This is a genomic window from Galactobacter caseinivorans, assembly GCF_003640665.1.
GTDB classification, from domain to species: Bacteria; Actinomycetota; Actinomycetes; order Actinomycetales; family Micrococcaceae; genus Galactobacter; species Galactobacter caseinivorans.
The window spans coordinates 1-15,635 of sequence record NZ_QQXL01000007.1; the positions used below are offsets into that span (position 1 = coordinate 1).

The following is a 15,635-nucleotide window of genomic DNA, read 5'->3' on the forward strand; positions in this document are numbered from 1 at the left end:
TACACCGCCCTCTCACGGCGGCAGCACGGGTTCAAATCCCGTTGGGGTCACCAAGGTCAAGGGACCGGTTCTTCGGAACCGGTCCCTTGTTCTTTTCCAGGCACGACGCTGGCTCCTGTTCTTTTCCAGGCACGACGCTGGCTTCCAGGCACGGCGCTGGCCTGGGACGATGGATGCGTGAGCACTCCTGATTCCCCCGAGCAGCCCCCGGCGCCCGCTGGTACCGTCGCCGAGGCGAGCGAATCCCGCATCATCGAGATCCTCCTCGCGTCCTACCCGCAGGCCGCGCCCGCAGCCGCTGAGACTCACGCCCACGCGGCCGGCTCCGGCGTGCTGCTGGGCATGGGCGACGACGCGGCGCTGCTTCGCTTCCCGGGCGGGCGCGTACTCACCACCGTGGACAGCCTGGTGGAGGGGCAGGATTTTCTGCGCGAATGGCCCTGCGGCTACCGCACCACGGGGCGGGACGTCGGTTTCAAGTCCACGGCCCAGAACGTCTCCGATATCAACGCGATGGGCGGCCGCTCGGTCGGCGCGCTGGTGGCGCTCTCCCTGCCCCGCGACGTCGAGCTGGCCTGGGTGCAGGGCTACGCCCAGGGTGTGAGCGACGCCGCGCGGGTCCTTGGCGCGGACGGCTTTGGCATCGTGGGCGGGGACCTGAGCCTGGCCGGCGAGGTGACCGCCACCATGACGGTCCTTGGCTCCCCGGGGGAGGCAGTCGTCACCAGGTCCGGCGCCAAGGCGGGGGATCGCATCGTGGTGGCCGGGCACCACCTGGGACGAGCCGACGCGGCGCTGTCCCTGCTCAACTCCACCGAGCCCCAAGACCGGGTGGAGACCTGGGGTGATCTGGAGCGCCGCGTGGCGGAGGCCATGTTCCGGCCGCTGCCCCCGCTGTCCGTGGGCCCGGAGGCGTGCCGCGTCCTGACCTCCCTGATGGATGTCTCAGATGGTCTCCTCAGGGACGCCTCGAGGATTGCCGCGGCCTCCGGAGTGGCCCTGCGCCTGGACCCTGCTGCCATCGACGAGGAGGGCGCTCGCTTGAGCGGCTGGGCCGGGCGCCACGCCGGTGACGCGGTACGTCGCGTGCTGCTGGGCGGCGAGGACCACCTGCTGCTGGGCACCTGCCCGCCGCACGGCCCGCTCCCTGATGGGTTCCGCGAGCTAGGAACGGTGACCGACGGGCAGGGTGTGTGGCTGGGGGAGCGCAGCCTCGACGCGGCGCGCGGCTTTGATCACTTCTCGTAGGGCTGGCCTAGTTGCGCAGGGCGGAGGTGAGCTGCGCGGCCACCCGGCAGATGGCTTCCGCGTGCATCTTGCCTGGATGGCGGCTGAGGCGCTCAATCGGCCCAGACATGGACAGCGCCGCGATGACACGTCCGGAAGGCCCGCGCACCGGCGCGGAGACAGAGGCGACCCCAGGCTCGCGTTCGCCGAGCGACTGAGCCCACCCGCGGCGTCGAACACCGGCCAGGACCGTCGCCGTGAAGCGAGCCCCCTCCAGGCCGTCCACCAACCGGCCGTGATCCTCCCAGGCCAGCAACACCTGCGCGGCGGAGCCCGCGCGCATGGAGAGCTGCGTGCCCACGGGGATGGTGTCCCGCAGGCCCACCGGGCGCTCGGCGGAGGCCACGCACACGCGGTGCTCGCCCTGGCGGCGGAAGACCTGGGTGCTCTCTCCCGTGAGGTCTCGCAGGTGGAGCAGCAAGGGGCCGGCGGCGGAGACCAGGCGGTCCTCGCCGGCCGCGGAGGAGAGCTCCACCAGGCGCGGGCCAAGCATGAAGCGCCCGTGCACGTCCTTGGCCAGCAGGCGGTGATGAACCAGGGCCTGGGCCAGGCGGTGCACCGTGGGGCGGGCCAGGTGTGTGGTCTCCACGAGTTGCGCCAACGACGCGGGCCCTGCCTCCAGTGCGTCCAACACCTGAGCGGCCTTATCAATGACTCCAACACCACTGGGATCGTCCATGCGGGCAACTCTCCCATCTCATATAACGAGATGCAAGACCGCATATTGGACGGTCGCCGCCCAAGGTGTGAGCATTGAAGGACCAAGCAGGACACCCGGTTGGAGGAACAAGATGGCGACGACGTCGCGGCCAAGCACGTTGGCTGAGAAGGTCTGGGCGGACCATGTGGTTTCGCGCGGCGAAGGGGAGGGCTCGGATCGCCGGCCTGATCTGCTCTACATCGACCTGCACCTCCTCCACGAGGTGACCTCCCCGCAGGCCTTTGAGGGCCTGCGCCTGGCAGGGCGCCCGCTGCGCCGTCCAGAGCAGACCATCGCCACCGAGGATCACAACACCCCCACGCTGGCGATTGATCGGCCCATCGCGGACCCCATCAGCGCCAAGCAAATCGATACGCTGCGCAACAACTGCGCCGAGTTTGGCGTGCGCTTGCACTCGCTGGGTGACAAGGAACAGGGAATTGTGCACGTGGTGGGCCCGCAGCTGGGTCTGACTCAGCCGGGCATGACCATCGTGTGCGGAGACTCTCACACCTCAACCCACGGCGCCTTTGGTGCCCTGGCCTTTGGCATTGGCACCTCAGAGGTGGAGCACGTCATGGCCACCCAGACGCTGCCGCTCAAGCCCTTCAAGACCATGGCCATCACCGTGGATGGGACGCTGCGCACCGGTGTGAGCGGCAAGGACATCATCCTGGCCGTCATCGCCAAGATCGGGACGGGCGGCGGGCAGGGATACGTGCTGGAGTTCCGTGGCTCCGCCATCCGTGCGCTGTCCATGGAGGCGCGCATGACCGTGTGCAACATGTCCATCGAGGCAGGAGCACGCGCGGGCATGATTGCGCCGGATCAGAAGACCTTTGACTTTGTGCAGGGCCGCCCGCACGCGCCGCAAGGCGCGGACTGGGACGCCGCGGTGGAGTACTGGAAGACGCTGCCCACAGACGAGGGCGCCAGCTTTGACGCGGAGGTGTTCCTGGACGCCGACGAGCTGGAACCTTTCGTGACCTGGGGAACCAACCCGGGCCAGGGCGTCTCGCTCTCCGACTCCGTGCCGAACCCCGCGGAGATGGGGGATGAGAACGCTGCGGCGACGGCGCGCAAGGCCCTGGAGTACATGGGGCTGGAAGCCGGGACGCCCATGAAGGACATCCGCGTGGACACGGTCTTCTTGGGCTCCTGCACCAACTCCCGCATGGAGGACCTGCGCGCGGCGGCGGACATCATCCGTGGGCGCCAGAAGGACCCGCAGATTCGCATGATCGTGGTGCCGGGGTCCGCGCGGGTGCGGCTGGAGGCGGAGGCGGAGGGGCTGGACCGCGTCTTCACCGACTTTGGTGCCGAGTGGCGCTTTGCGGGCTGCTCCATGTGCCTGGGCATGAACCCAGACCAGCTGGCCCCGGGGGAGCGCTGCGCCTCCACCTCAAATCGCAACTTTGAGGGCCGCCAGGGCAAGGGTGGGCGCACCCACCTGGTCTCCCCGCTGGTGGCGGCCGCCACCGCGATCCGCGGCACGCTCAGCTCACCGTCAGACCTGCCTGCCCTGCAGCCGGTCGCCTGAGCCCGCGTCGCGTCAGAATCTAAGGAGACACCATGGACAAGTTCACCTCCCACACCGGCATCGGCGTCCCGCTGCATTCCTCCAATGTGGACACCGACCAGATCATCCCGGCCGTGTATCTGAAGCGGATCACCAAGACCGGATTTGAGGATGCGCTCTTTGCCAACTGGCGCCAGAACCCGGAGTTCATCCTGAACCAGGAGCCGTACAACCGCGGCTCCGTCCTGGTGGCCGGCCCAGACTTTGGCACCGGTTCCTCGCGTGAGCACGCCGTCTGGGCTCTGCGGGATTACGGGTTCAAGGCAGTGATTTCCGCCCGCTTTGCGGATATCTTCCGTGGCAACTCCGGCAAGCAGGGGCTGCTGGCAGCAGAGGTGGAACAGGGCGATGTTGAGCTGATCTGGAAGGAGCTGGAGAACTCCCCGGGCACAGAGGTCACCGTGGATTTGCCCTCCCGCACGGTCAGTGTCGGCTCGCTCACCGTGCCCTTTGTCATTGACCCGGACACCGCCTGGCGCCTGTCGGAGGGGCTGGATGATATTGACCTGACCCTGCGCAAGGAGGCGGATATCACGGAATACGAGAACCGCCGCCCCGGTTATAAACCTCGGACACTACCGGCTCGCTCCTGAGCTGGCCCGGCGCGCCGCCAGAGCGCCCCAAAGGGCGTCAGCTCGGCTGGCTGGGTATGATGATCCAGCCCCTGGAAACCCACGGGGCGCTCGACGACGGCGAGGTGCCAGAAGCGTGTTGAACAAGGTCCTGACGATCAACGGGGGGCAGCCCCTCAAGGGAACCGTGGCTGTTCGCGGTGCCAAGAACCTGGTCCCCAAGGCGATGGTTGCCGCCCTGTTGGGTGACTCACCGTCGGTGCTGCGCAATGTCCCGGAGATCAAGGACGTGGACGTAGTCACGGGTCTCCTGAACATTCACGGCGTCACCGTGGACAAGGATTCCGTCACCGGAGACCTCACGCTGAACCCGGCCGCGGCCAAGTCCGCCTCCTCCAAGGAGATTGACGCGTACGCGGGGGACTCCCGCATCCCGATCCTCTTCTGTGGGCCGCTGATGCACACCATCGGCGAGGCGTTCATCCCTGACCTGGGTGGTTGCCGCATTGGCGACCGCCCCATTGACTACCACCTCAACGTGCTGCGCGAGTTTGGTGCCGTGGTGGACAAGGCCCCCAACGGCATCACCATCTCCGCGCGCAACGGGCTGCACGGAGCCAAGCTTCACCTTCCCTTCCCCAGCGTGGGCGCCACCGAACAGGTGCTGCTGACCGCGGTCAAGGCCCACGGCGTGACGGAGCTGAAGAACGCGGCCATGGAGCCAGAGATCATGGACTTGATCTCCGTGCTGCAGAAGATGGGCGCCATCATCAACGTGCGCAGCGAGCGCACGCTGGTCATCGAGGGCGTCACCCAGCTGCGTGGATACGACCACACGGCGCTTCCGGATCGCAACGAGGGTGCCTCCTGGGCCTCCGCTGCGTTGGCCACGGGTGGCGACATCCTGGTGCAGGGCGCTGACCAGAAGGATCTGTCCGCCTTTTTGAACACCTACCGCAAGCTCGGCGGCGAGTTTGATGTGGTGGGTGATGGCATCCGCTTCTATCACCCCGGCGGCGAGCTGAACCCGCTGGTCGTGGAGACGGACGTGCACCCCGGCTTCATGACGGATTGGCAGCAGCCGCTGGTCGTGGCTCTGACGCAGGCGCAGGGCGTGTCGATTGTGCACGAGACCGTGTACGAGAACCGCTTTGGCTTCACCGACGCCCTGGTGCGCATGGGTGCAACCATCCAGCTGCACCGCGAGTGCCTTGGCTCCAATCCCTGCCGCTTTGGCCAGCGCGATTTCTTGCACTCCGCGGTCATCACGGGCCGGGCGCCGTTGCACGGTGCCGACTTTGTGATCCCGGACCTGCGCGGCGGCTTCTCGCACGTGATCGCTGCCCTGGCGGCGGAGGGAACCTCTAACGCCAGCGGCATTGAGCTCATCAACCGCGGCTACGAGCACTTCCTGGACAAGCTGCAGGGGCTTGGCGCCGACGTGGAGCTGCGGGACGCGGCACTCTGATGCGCCGCCCCGCGGAGCCGCTGCGCACCCGCATCATCTTTGCCGCCCTGGCCGGCCTGGTCCGCCCGGTGATGAATGCCTTCATTGGGCATCGGTGGGAGGGCTTTGACAAGCTTCCGGACGGCTGCATCATCGTGACCAACCACATGACGGAGATTGATCCGTTTGTGGTGGCTCACGCGATCTACTCCAACGGCAAGTACCCCCGTTTCCTGGCCAAGCAGTCCCTGCTGAAGCTGCCCGTGGCCGGGTGGCTGTTGAAGCAGACCGGTCAGGTTCCGGTGGATCGTGGTGGCGCGGGTGCCGGGGCGTCCCTGGAGGCGGCAACCGAGTTGCTGGCGCGCGGCGGCGTCATTGGCATTTACCCGGAGGGGACGCTGACGCGGGACCCGGATCTGTGGCCCATGAAGGGCCACACCGGGGCCGCACGCCTGGCGCTCAAAACCGGCGCGCCGGTGGTCCCCGTGGTGCATTGGGGGGACCAGGAATTCTTCCCCAGATACGGCAAGATGATCCGGCCCTTCCCGCGCAAGCGGGCAACGGTGAAAGTGGGAGACCCGATTGACCTCTCCGCGTTCCACGGCTTGCCGCTGACCAAAAAGGTGCTCTCTGAGGCCACCGAGGTCATCATGAGCGCCATCACCGATGAGGTGCAGTCCCTGCGTGGCGGCACCCCGCCCGCCCAGCGCTGGAACCCGCTGGCGCACGGCCAGAGCAGCACCGGGCGCCTCAAGAATCAAAACCCCGGCTCCCACCGGAATCAGGACCACGGAACGGACGGTGCAGCATGAAGGCTTCTCCCCAGCGCATTGCCGTCATGGGTTCAGGATCGTGGGGCACCACCTTCGCTAAGGTCCTGGCGGACTCCGACCCCACCGCAGACGTGGTCCTGTGGGCCCGCCGTGCCGAGGTGGCCACCGAGATCTCCGAGTTGCACACCAACTCCACCTACCTTGGGGACCTGCCATTGCCGGCCAACATCACCGCGTCCACGGACCCGGCGGCGGTGCTCGCCGGCGCGGAGCTGGTGATCCTGGCCGTGCCGGCGCAGTCGCTGCGTCAGCAGCTCACCGAGTGGGGCAAGGCCGTGGAGCCGGGCGCCGTCCTGGTTTCCTTGATGAAGGGCCTGGAGCGCGGCACGGATCTGCGCATGACAGAGGTCATTGCCCAGGTGCTGCCTGTGGATCAGTCCCAGCTCGCAGTGGTTTCCGGGCCCAACCTGGCCAAGGAGATTGCGCGCGGGGAGCCCACCGGCTCCGTCGTTGCCGGCTCTGATCGGGACACGGTGGAGTGGATCGCCCGCGCCTGCACCCCTTCCTACTTCCGCCCGTACACCAACTCGGACATCGTGGGTGTGGAAATTGGCGGGATCGTCAAGAACGTGATTGCCCTAGCCGTGGGCATCTGCGATGGCATGGGCATGGGGGACAACACCAAGGCCACCATCATCACGCGCGGCCTGGCAGAGACCACCCGCCTGGCCACCGCGTTGGGTGGCAGCGCAGAGACCATGGCCGGCTTGGCCGGCTTGGGTGACCTGGTCGCCACGTGCTCCTCGCCGCTCTCACGCAACCGCACCGCGGGCAGGCTGATCGGCGAGGGCAAGACCCTTGAGCAGGTGGCCCAGGAGATGACCCAGGTGGCAGAGGGCATTAAGTCCGGCGCCGCCGTGTTGGATCTGGCCGCGAATCACGGCGTAGAAATGCCCATCACGCAGGCCGTCGTGGCAGTGATTGAGGGCAAGGTGGGCGTGAGCTCCATGGCCCGCATGCTGTTGGAGCGAGATTTGAAGTCTGAGGAGATTCACTGATGAGCAGCGCCCCCCGCCCCCGCGTCCTTCTGCTCTTTGGAGGGCGTTCGTCGGAGCACGCGGTCTCTTGCGTGACCGCGGCCGGGGTGATGCGAGCCATTGATCGGGACAAGTATGACGTGGTGCCGGTGGGCATCACACGTTCCGGCACCTGGACGCTGCTGGAGGGCACCACGGATTCCTTCCGCCTGGATCAGGGGCAGGTTCCGGAGATCCTGGATTCCGGGACGCACGTGCGCCTTGGTAGCGCGGGCACGGATCAAGCGCACGACGCCGTTGCTTCGCGCGGGTTGGGCGATGCGGTGGGCCTGGGCAGCGTCGACGTGGTGTTCCCGCTGTTGCACGGCCCCTACGGTGAGGACGGCACCCTCCAGGGCATGCTGGAGTTGGCGGACATTGCCTACGTGGGCTCCGGAGTGGCCGCCAGCGCCATGGGCATGGACAAGCACTACATGAAGGTGGTTTTTGAGTCCGCCGGATTGACGGTTGGCCCGTATGAGGTCATCACGGACAAGCAGTGGCTCAACGCGCCGGAAGAGGCGCTGGCCCGCTGCGAGCGACTGGTGCGCCCCCTCTTTGTGAAGCCGTCCCGTGCGGGATCCTCGGTGGGCATCACCCGCGTGGACGTGGATGGCGATCTGCGCGCGGCCGTGGAGGCGGCGCGGATTCACGACCCCAAGGTCGTGGTGGAACAGGGCATCTCCGGCCGCGAGATTGAGTGCGGTGTGCTTGAGGGGCGCGGCGCCACGCCGACCCGCTCCTCGCTCCCCGGCGAGATCGTGGTCCAGCCCGGAGACCACGGCTTCTATGACTTTGACGCAAAGTACGTTGACGGCGCCGCGGCCAAGACCAGCTGCCCGGCTGACCTGACCCCGGAGCAGACCCAGTCCATCCGCGAACAGGCGGTGGTGGCCTTTGATTCCCTGGGCGGCGAGGGCCTCTCACGCGTTGACTTCTTCCTGACCCCCGAGGGGGAATGGGTCATCAACGAGATCAACACCATGCCTGGGTTTACCCCCAGCAGCATGTACCCCCAGATGTGGGCGGCCAGCGGCATTGAGTATGCGGAGCTCATCGACGAGCTGGTGCAGCTGGCCCTGCACCGCAAGCGCGGACTGCGCTGAGGGCTGAGTAGCCCCAGCGGCGGAGTTCGCCCAGCAGCCGGGACGCCGCCCCTTACTGAGACGGCGTCGGTGTGGGCTTTGCCTGGCAGCGCTTGGTGGGCTGGGCCCGTTGCACGGACTCGGTGAGTGCCGTGGCGACGGAGGCGGAGGTGACCTTGGAGGTATCCAGCGTCACCTCGATGCCGGGGACGCGGCCGTAGGCGGTCAGCGTCCAGGAGTCCTTGGGCTGGTTCTCCGAGGCAATCCAGTCGACCTCCTCCACCGTGGTGCACGGATCCGAGGTGGGGCCCGGATCCGGGGTTCCGCACCGCAGCACAATGCTGGTCGGTGTGCCCCACGATGCCGTGGACTGGCTGGTGGTGGTCCGCTTCTCCTGACCGTCAATCTCTTCCGGAAGGGAGAGCATGACCTCGGAGCAGGCGGCGGAGGCCGCTGAGGGCGCCGGTTCCACCTTCACCGGCGCGGAGCATCCGGCCAGCATGCTCAGGCCCACCCCGCCAAACAGGATCGCGCCAAGCAGGCGGCGCGGGGTGTGGCGCGGGGTGTGGGGGGCGGCGGGGGACAAGACGCGGGGACTCACCTCTCCAGGGTATCGCCCGCGGGTGGATAGACTTGAACCGCCAGTGGCGCCGCACACAGCCGCGCGCCCGGCACCGCCAGCTAAGGCAACAGACGAGGACAGTCCCATGAAGCAGCGCTTGAGCACCGGCTACCCCGCCGTGCTGGAGTGGCTCAGAATTGCTGTCCGCGAGCTGGCTAATCACTCTGACCGCCTCAATGCCATCAACGTCTTCCCGGTTGCAGACGGGGACACGGGCAGCAATCTCTACCGCACGGCCCGGGCCGCCCTGGATGAGGTGGAGGCCCGCCCGGAGGCCAAGGACTTGGGAGCGCTGCTCAGCGTGGCGGGCCGCGCCGGTCTTGAGGGGGCCCACGGTAACTCCGGGACGCTCCTGGCCGTGGTCCTGGCAGGCATGGGCGAGTCCCTTCAGGACGTGCGCAACCTCACGGGGGAGTCCCTGGCGCGGGCGCTGGATGCCGGGCGTGTGCGCGCTTGGTCCGCCCTCTCCGAGCCGGTGCCCGGGACCATGCTCTCCGTCGTGGAGGCGGCCTCCACGGCCGCCCGAGACGCGGTGGACACCGCGGCGCCTGAGGAACAGGGGCGCGCCCTGCTTGGCAAGGTGATAGACGCCGCTTTGGACGCCTCCTATGAGGCGGTGCGCGCTACGGAGGCCCAGTTGGACCGGCTCACCCAGGCGCGTGTGGTGGATGCCGGGGCCGTTGGCCTGCACATCGTGTTGGACGCGCTCTCCTGTGCGGTCAACGCCCGCACGTTCTCCGACGCCCCGTATGAGCCGCTGGACGGCTACGGCATTGACGATCTTCCCGTGCTGGATGCCGTGGAGAGCAATACCGGGGTGGAGGTGATGTGCTCCGTCACCGCCGCGCCGCTGGACGCCGCACTGCTGCGGGCGGCCCTGGATTCGGTGGGGGACTCGGTGCTGATGTCCCCGGTATCACCGGTGGGTGAGTCCTTCCGCTGGCGGGTCCATGTGCACGTTCAGGACGCCGAGCTGGCCTTGCAAGAGGTGGCGCGGGTGGGCACCCCTGAGGACGTCTCCATTACTAGCCTGTGCACGCATCCCGATGACTGATCCGAGCTCGGCACCCGACCCGGCCCAGAAATCCCAGGCGGCCCGGCAGACCCAGGCGGCGGTCAAGGACCCCAGCGCCCTGCGCCCGGAGACTGATCTGGTGCGGGTCATCGGCGCTGCGAGCGCCAAGGTGATCCAGCAGGCCTTTGGTTACACCACGGCGGGCGAGCTGCTGATGCACCTGCCCAGGCGTTATGTGGACGTGGGAGAGATCACGCCCATCACGGCGCTGGCTTTGGGGGAGGACGCCACGGTGGTCGCCACCGTGACGCATGCCTCTCAGCGCCGCATGCACAACCGCCGCGGCTTCCTGTTGGAGGTTGAGGTGGAGGACCAGGATCCCGAGTCAGCCGGGCGCCTGCGCATGACCTTCTTTAATGGCTTTCAGGCTGCCAAGGAATTGCTTCCGGGGGCTCGCGCCGTCTTTTCTGGGCAGGTGGAGGACTACCGGGGTCAGACGCAGCTGAGCCACCCCGAGTACACACTGCTTGGCCAAGATGACGAGGCGGAGGCCCGCCCCTTCCCTGTGTACCCCAGCAGCGGCAAGCTCTCGCAGCTGCGCCTGCGCCGCACCATGGCGACGGTGCTGGACGGCGTCAGTGAGGGCGGCTTCCCGGACCCGGTTCCCGGGGATGTCAGGGCCCGACGCCGCTTGCCCGGCTTGGTCAGCGCGCTGGAGTCGGTGCATAGGCCCCGCCAGATCCCCGAGGCCTATGCCGCCCGGCGGCGTTTTGCCTTTGAGGAGGCGCTGCTGCTGCAGACGGTGCTCGCGGAGCGCCGGTTGGAGAACGCAGGGCGCTCCGCTGTGCCACGCCCGGGAAGTGCGGACGGCCTACTGGCCGCGTTTGATGCGGCCCTGCCGTTCACGCTGACGCAGGGGCAGGTGGAGGTCGGCGCCGAGCTGGCCCGGGACCTTGCGCGTCCCCACCCCATGAACCGCCTGGTGCAGGGGGAGGTGGGTTCCGGTAAGACCCTGGTGGCGTTGCGCGCCATGTTGCAGGTGATTGATTCTGGTGGGCAGGCGGCCATGCTGGCGCCCACGGAGGTGCTGGCCTCACAGCACGCGGCCACGCTGCGGCGCATGTTGGGGGAGCTGGCCCTGGCCGGGCAGTTGGGCGGCGCGGAGCGCGCTACCACGGTGGAGCTGCTGACCGGGTCCCTGCCCGCGGCCCGCCGGCGTGAGGTGCTCTTGAACGCCGCCTCCGGTCGGGCCGGCATTGTGGTGGGCACCCACGCCCTGCTCGGGGACCAGGTGCAGTTCGCGGAGCTGGGGTTGGTGGTGGTGGATGAGCAGCACCGCTTTGGGGTGGAGCAGCGTGACAAGCTGCGCGGGGGAGGCGAGGGGGACGGCCAGACGCCTCACACCTTGGTGATGACGGCCACGCCCATCCCGCGCACAGTGGCCATGACGGTCTTTGGGGATGTGGAGACGTCCATCCTGAAGGGCCTGCCTGCCAACCGTGCTCCGGTGCGGACCTTTGTGGTGCCCGTGCAGTTGCCCGCCTGGCGGGAACGGCTCTTCAGCCTGATGCGTGAGCAGATTGACGCGGGCCACCAGGCCTATGTGGTGGTCCCGCGCATTACCGAGGATCCGGCCGAGGAGGACGCGACGCGGGCGCGGGGCGCCGATCAGGCTGATGCGGCGCCGTTGCAGCGCACCGCGCTAGAGACCATGGAGCAGGTGCTGCGCGCCCACCCCGCGCTGCAGGGCGTGCGCATCGGTACGCTGCACGGCAAGCTGGCCGCGGAGCAGAAGGCGGCCGCCATGGCGGATTTTGAGTCCGGGCGCACCCAGCTGCTCCTGGCCACCACGGTGGTGGAGGTCGGGGTGGACGTGGCCAACGCCACCGTCATGGCGATCATCGATGCCGAGTCCTTTGGCATCTCGCAGCTGCATCAGCTCCGCGGGCGCATTGGGCGCGGCGGCTTCCCCGGAACCTGCCTGTTGGTGACCACCCTGGAGCACGAGCACCCGGCCGTGGAGCGCCTGGAGGCCGTGGCGGCCACGAGCGACGGCTTTGAGCTGGCGGAGAAGGACCTGGAGACGCGCCGCGAGGGTGACATCCTGGGCGCCAGCCAGTCCGGTGGCAGATCCACGCTCAAGATTTTGCGGGTGATGCGCGATGCCAAGGTGATCGCGCAGGCCCGGGAGGATGCCGCCGAAGTGGTGGTCCCGGGCTGGCGCGAGCGCCACCCACACCTCGCGGCCGCAGTAGAGGCCCGCCTAGATACCTCCGAAGCCGCCTACCTGGAAAGGGGCTGACATGTCCCGGATCATTGCCGGTGCCGCCGGCGGACACCCGCTCACCTCCGTGCCAACGGACGCCACCCGGCCCACCACTGACCGCGTCAAGGAAGCGCTCTTTTCCCGGCTGGAAAGCTGGGACGTGCTCGCAGACGCAGTGGTCGTGGACCTGTTTGCCGGCTCCGGTGCCCTGGGAGTGGAATCCGTGAGCCGCGGAGCGCGCTCGGCCCGGCTGGTGGACTCTGCGCAGGCCGCCATGCCAGCGTTGCGCGCCAATGCGGCGCTCGTGAACTCCGCGGTGCGTGCGGACCGGGCTCGCGCGGTGCGTTCCTCCGTGTCCTCCTACCTGGTCGGATACACGGAGGAGCTCATTACCCTGGCCTTTCTTGACCCGCCGTATCCGGTGGGAGAGGAGGAGCTGGCGCAGGTGCTCGCGGCGCTGGCTCCGCAGCTGTCCGACGACGCTGTGGTGGTCTTGGAACGCTCCAGCCGCTCCCCGCGCCCCACCTTCCCGGACGGGTGGAATGTGCTCAAGGAGCGCAAGTACGGCGAGACCACGCTGTGGTTCGCGGAGACGCGGGCACCCGAAGCGGACGAGTCCTAAAACCCCAGGCCGCGCAGGTCCATTCCGGCGCTCAGCCCCGCGGGGTGTGGGCCCGCGGCCCGGACCTCCTCGCGCTGAGCGGCACCCCAAGGCGTGTGCGAGGCAAGGAGTAGCAGGTTCCCTTCCCCCTCGCCGCCGAGCATGTCGCTTGGCCCGGTGACCCACACCGAGGCTCCGGCCGCCTGGAAGGAGCCAACCAGTCGCCGGGTGGCGGGCAGTCCAGGGTCATCGCCCACATTGACGATCACGGTGCCCTGAGGGGTCACCGTGGCCAGCAATTCCCTAGCGTAATCAACGCTAAAGAAGGCATCCGGCGAATGCTGATCCATCGCAATGTCAAGCACGCACAGGTCAAAGCCGCCCGGTTCGCCGACGCGGGGCAGGACGCGCAGCACGTCGTCGATGATGAGCTCCGTGTGCTCCGGTGCCGCCAAGGGGAAGGCCTCCAGGACAAAGGGCATCAGCTCGCTGTCCAGGTCCACCACGACCTGGCGCGTTCCAGGCCGCAGCGACTCGACGAAGCGCGGCAGGGTGAGCGCGCCGCCACCCAGGTGCAACACACCGGCGCGCCTGTGCTCCGGGAGGGCGCTCAGCACCACCTCGGTCACCTTAGCCACCCTGGCCAGGTACTCGTAGATCACCGTCTGGGGGTGCCCCGGTACCAGCGTGGATTGCTCAGCGCCGCCCACGAAAAGCACCCACGCGCCGTCGTGCAACGGGTCCCGCTCCCAGCGGGCCTGAACGCCGGAGGCATCAAGCCAGGTGCTCTTCAGCGCCGGTGCGTGTGGCTCGCTCATGCCGGACCGGCTTCCAAGACGGCGGCCAGGCGGGGGAGGCCCGTGCGCAGGCGCGCCGTGGCCTCGGAGATGACCGCGTCCTGTTTGCAGTGGGCAAAACGCAGCAGGGACCGGAACGCGGGCTCGTGTTCGGGGACGCAGAAGACGCCCACGGGAATGCCCACCACGCCCACCTCCTGAGGCAGAGCCCTGGCGGCCGCCGTGGCGTCGCGGATGCCAAGCGGCGCCAGGTCGGCGATCACGAAGTAGCCGCCCTGCGGAAGGTGGACCGTGGCGCCGGCCGCACGCAGGCCATCCGCCAGGATGTGGCTGCGCCGAGCCAGGTCCGCCGCGCGCTCCGCGAAGAACTCGCGTGGCAGGCCAAGGCCGTGCGCCACCGCCGGTTGAAAGGCTGGGCCGGAGGAGTAGCTGAGGAACTGCTTGACCGTGCGCAGCGCCGCGATCAGCGACTCAGGCCCGGTTGCCCAGCCGATCTTCCAGCCGGTGAGGGAGAACGTCTTGCCGGCGGAGGAGACGGTGATGGTGCGCTCCCAGGCTCCGGGCAGCGTCGCGAGGGGGCGGTGCTGGCCGTCAAAGACCAGATGTTCGTAGACCTCGTCCGCCAGGAGGACCGCGTCGTGACGCGCGGCCAACTCCACCAGCTTGGCTCGCGTGGCGTCATCAAAGCGTGTGCCGGTGGGGTTGTGCGGGTCGTTCACGATGATCACGGCGGTGCGCTCGTCCACGGCCGCCTCAAGGCCTGCCAGGTCCGGCTGAAAACCGGGCGCGAGGAGCGGCACGGGGTGCAGCTCCGCTCCGGCGAGGGAGGCGATGGCGCCGTAGGAATCGTAGAAGGGTTCCAACACCACCACGTTGCTGCCTGGCGTGCAGAAGGCCAGGAGTGTGGCGGCGATGGCCTCGGTGGCCCCGCTGGTCACCACCACCTCACGCTCCGGCTGGACCTCCAGGCCGTACCACTCGCGTTGGTGCTGGGAGATGGCGGCGCGCAGCAGCGGGTGACCGGCGCCTGGGGCGTATTGGTTGAGGCTGCCGAGCACGCCGTTCGCGGCGATCTGGCGCAGTTCCTCTGGGCCGTCAGTGTCCGGAAATCCCTGCCCCAGGTTCACGGCGCCGGTGCGCTGCGCCGCGGCCGTCATCTCCTCAAAGATGGTGGGTGCGGCGTGTCCGTCGGCGCCAATCAGGCGCGCGCCCTGGGCGGCACGCAGCCACGGCGCGGCCTGCGCATTGATGTGGGAACTCATGGGAGTGGGTCCTTCCGGTGGGCTTCTTTTACGCTACCGCCACCATGCGGGGCCAAACGCCGTTAGGGTGGCTGATATGCGTCGAGTTGTCTGCCCCGGATCGTTTGACCCCGTTCACAAGGGCCACCTGGAAATCATCATGCGGGCCGCAAGCCTCTTCGATGAGGTGGTGGTGTCCGTCTCCACGAACCCAGCCAAGAAGTACCGCTTTTCCGAAGAGGAACGCATCGACATGGTGTCGGAGTCCCTCTCCGGCTTCAGCGGCATCTCCGTGGAGCCCATGGGCGCCGGCCTGCTGGCAGAGTACTGCCGCCGGATCGGAGCCAACGCGATCGTCAAGGGCCTGCGGGGCTCCTCTGACTACGAGTTTGAGGCTCCCATGGCCACCATGAATCGTCATCTTTCTGGTGTGGAGACCGTCTTCTTTCACGGAGATGGTCGCTATCAGCACGTCTCATCGAGCCTGATTAAAGAGATTTCTGCCCTGGGCGGGGACATCAGCGAGTTTGTTCCCAAGCCGGTGCTGCAGCGTCTCTGAGGCCGCCTCACAGGG

The 15,635-nt window shown here is 68.1% G+C and carries 15 protein-coding genes; 11 read left to right on the forward strand and 4 right to left on the reverse strand.

What is annotated here, in order from left to right:
- Positions 1–177 precede the first annotated feature (177 nt).
- Positions 178–1,248, forward strand: coding sequence for a thiamine-phosphate kinase (gene thiL, locus DWQ67_RS11210; RefSeq protein ID WP_158595445.1), 1,071 nt, complete (start codon positions 178–180; stop codon positions 1,246–1,248).
- Between the two features lie 7 nt (positions 1,249–1,255).
- Here the strand turns inward: thiL and DWQ67_RS11215 are convergent, their stop codons facing one another.
- A complete protein-coding gene (locus tag DWQ67_RS11215; protein WP_121485710.1) occupies positions 1,256–1,966 on the reverse strand; it encodes an IclR family transcriptional regulator in 711 nt (236 codons plus the stop codon).
- Positions 1,967–2,078: 112 nt separating this feature from the next.
- Between DWQ67_RS11215 and leuC the strand changes: the two genes are divergently transcribed.
- From leuC to DWQ67_RS11245, 6 genes are all read left to right on the forward strand, one after another.
- Positions 2,079–3,527 (forward strand): 3-isopropylmalate dehydratase large subunit, encoded by a 1,449-nt coding sequence (gene leuC, locus DWQ67_RS11220; RefSeq protein ID WP_121485711.1) that lies wholly within the window; start codon positions 2,079–2,081, stop codon positions 3,525–3,527.
- 32 nt (positions 3,528–3,559) lie between these two features.
- Positions 3,560–4,159, forward strand: coding sequence for a 3-isopropylmalate dehydratase small subunit (leuD, locus tag DWQ67_RS11225; RefSeq protein ID WP_121485712.1), 600 nt, complete (start codon positions 3,560–3,562; stop codon positions 4,157–4,159).
- Positions 4,160–4,277: 118 nt separating this feature from the next.
- The gene (gene murA, locus DWQ67_RS11230; protein ID WP_121485847.1) at positions 4,278–5,606 is read left to right on the forward strand and encodes a UDP-N-acetylglucosamine 1-carboxyvinyltransferase; all 1,329 of its coding nucleotides are present in this window, start codon (positions 4,278–4,280) and stop codon (positions 5,604–5,606) included.
- A complete protein-coding gene (locus DWQ67_RS11235; RefSeq protein WP_121485713.1) occupies positions 5,606–6,397 on the forward strand; it encodes a lysophospholipid acyltransferase family protein in 792 nt (263 codons plus the stop codon). Before murA ends, DWQ67_RS11235 begins: the two co-directional genes overlap by 1 nt.
- Positions 6,394–7,416, forward strand: coding sequence for an NAD(P)H-dependent glycerol-3-phosphate dehydrogenase (locus tag DWQ67_RS11240; protein ID WP_121485714.1), 1,023 nt, complete (start codon positions 6,394–6,396; stop codon positions 7,414–7,416). The genes DWQ67_RS11235 and DWQ67_RS11240 overlap by 4 nt, the downstream gene beginning before the upstream one ends.
- Positions 7,416–8,540 carry a D-alanine--D-alanine ligase family protein gene (locus DWQ67_RS11245; protein ID WP_121485715.1) on the forward strand — a complete coding sequence of 375 codons (1,125 nt, stop codon included), beginning with the start codon at positions 7,416–7,418 and terminating at the stop codon, positions 8,538–8,540. Before DWQ67_RS11240 ends, DWQ67_RS11245 begins: the two co-directional genes overlap by 1 nt.
- Positions 8,541–8,592: 52 nt before the next feature.
- Here DWQ67_RS11245 and DWQ67_RS11250 read toward each other — a convergent pair whose 3' ends face one another.
- Positions 8,593–9,120 (reverse strand): DUF3515 family protein, encoded by a 528-nt coding sequence (locus tag DWQ67_RS11250; protein WP_158595446.1) that lies wholly within the window; start codon positions 9,118–9,120, stop codon positions 8,593–8,595.
- 106 nt (positions 9,121–9,226) lie between these two features.
- Between DWQ67_RS11250 and DWQ67_RS11255 the strand changes: the two genes are divergently transcribed.
- The 3 genes from DWQ67_RS11255 to rsmD are packed head-to-tail and all read left to right on the forward strand — an operon-like array spanning position 9,227 to position 13,044.
- Positions 9,227–10,195, forward strand: a complete 969-nt coding sequence (locus tag DWQ67_RS11255) for a DAK2 domain-containing protein (RefSeq protein WP_121485717.1) — start codon at positions 9,227–9,229, stop codon at positions 10,193–10,195.
- Positions 10,188–12,458, forward strand: coding sequence for an ATP-dependent DNA helicase RecG (locus DWQ67_RS11260; RefSeq protein ID WP_121485718.1), 2,271 nt, complete (start codon positions 10,188–10,190; stop codon positions 12,456–12,458). The genes DWQ67_RS11255 and DWQ67_RS11260 overlap by 8 nt, the downstream gene beginning before the upstream one ends.
- A gap of 1 nt (position 12,459) precedes the next feature.
- Entirely contained in the window at positions 12,460–13,044 is a 585-nt protein-coding gene (gene rsmD, locus DWQ67_RS11265; RefSeq protein WP_121485719.1) for a 16S rRNA (guanine(966)-N(2))-methyltransferase RsmD, read from the forward strand.
- Here the strand turns inward: rsmD and DWQ67_RS11270 are convergent.
- Together DWQ67_RS11270 and DWQ67_RS11275 are read right to left on the reverse strand one after the other, a co-directional pair.
- A complete protein-coding gene (locus DWQ67_RS11270) occupies positions 13,041–13,841 on the reverse strand; it encodes a spermidine synthase (RefSeq protein ID WP_121485720.1) in 801 nt (266 codons plus the stop codon). The genes rsmD and DWQ67_RS11270 overlap by 4 nt on opposite strands.
- Positions 13,838–15,082 carry an aminotransferase class I/II-fold pyridoxal phosphate-dependent enzyme gene (locus DWQ67_RS11275; RefSeq protein ID WP_121485721.1) on the reverse strand — a complete coding sequence of 415 codons (1,245 nt, stop codon included), beginning with the start codon at positions 15,080–15,082 and terminating at the stop codon, positions 13,838–13,840. Before DWQ67_RS11275 ends, DWQ67_RS11270 begins: the two co-directional genes overlap by 4 nt.
- Before the next feature lie 76 nt (positions 15,083–15,158).
- Here DWQ67_RS11275 and coaD point away from each other — a divergent pair, with 76 nt between their 5' ends.
- The gene (gene coaD / locus DWQ67_RS11280; RefSeq protein ID WP_121485722.1) at positions 15,159–15,620 is read left to right on the forward strand and encodes a pantetheine-phosphate adenylyltransferase; all 462 of its coding nucleotides are present in this window, start codon (positions 15,159–15,161) and stop codon (positions 15,618–15,620) included.
- The last annotated feature ends 15 nt before the right edge of the window (positions 15,621–15,635 follow it).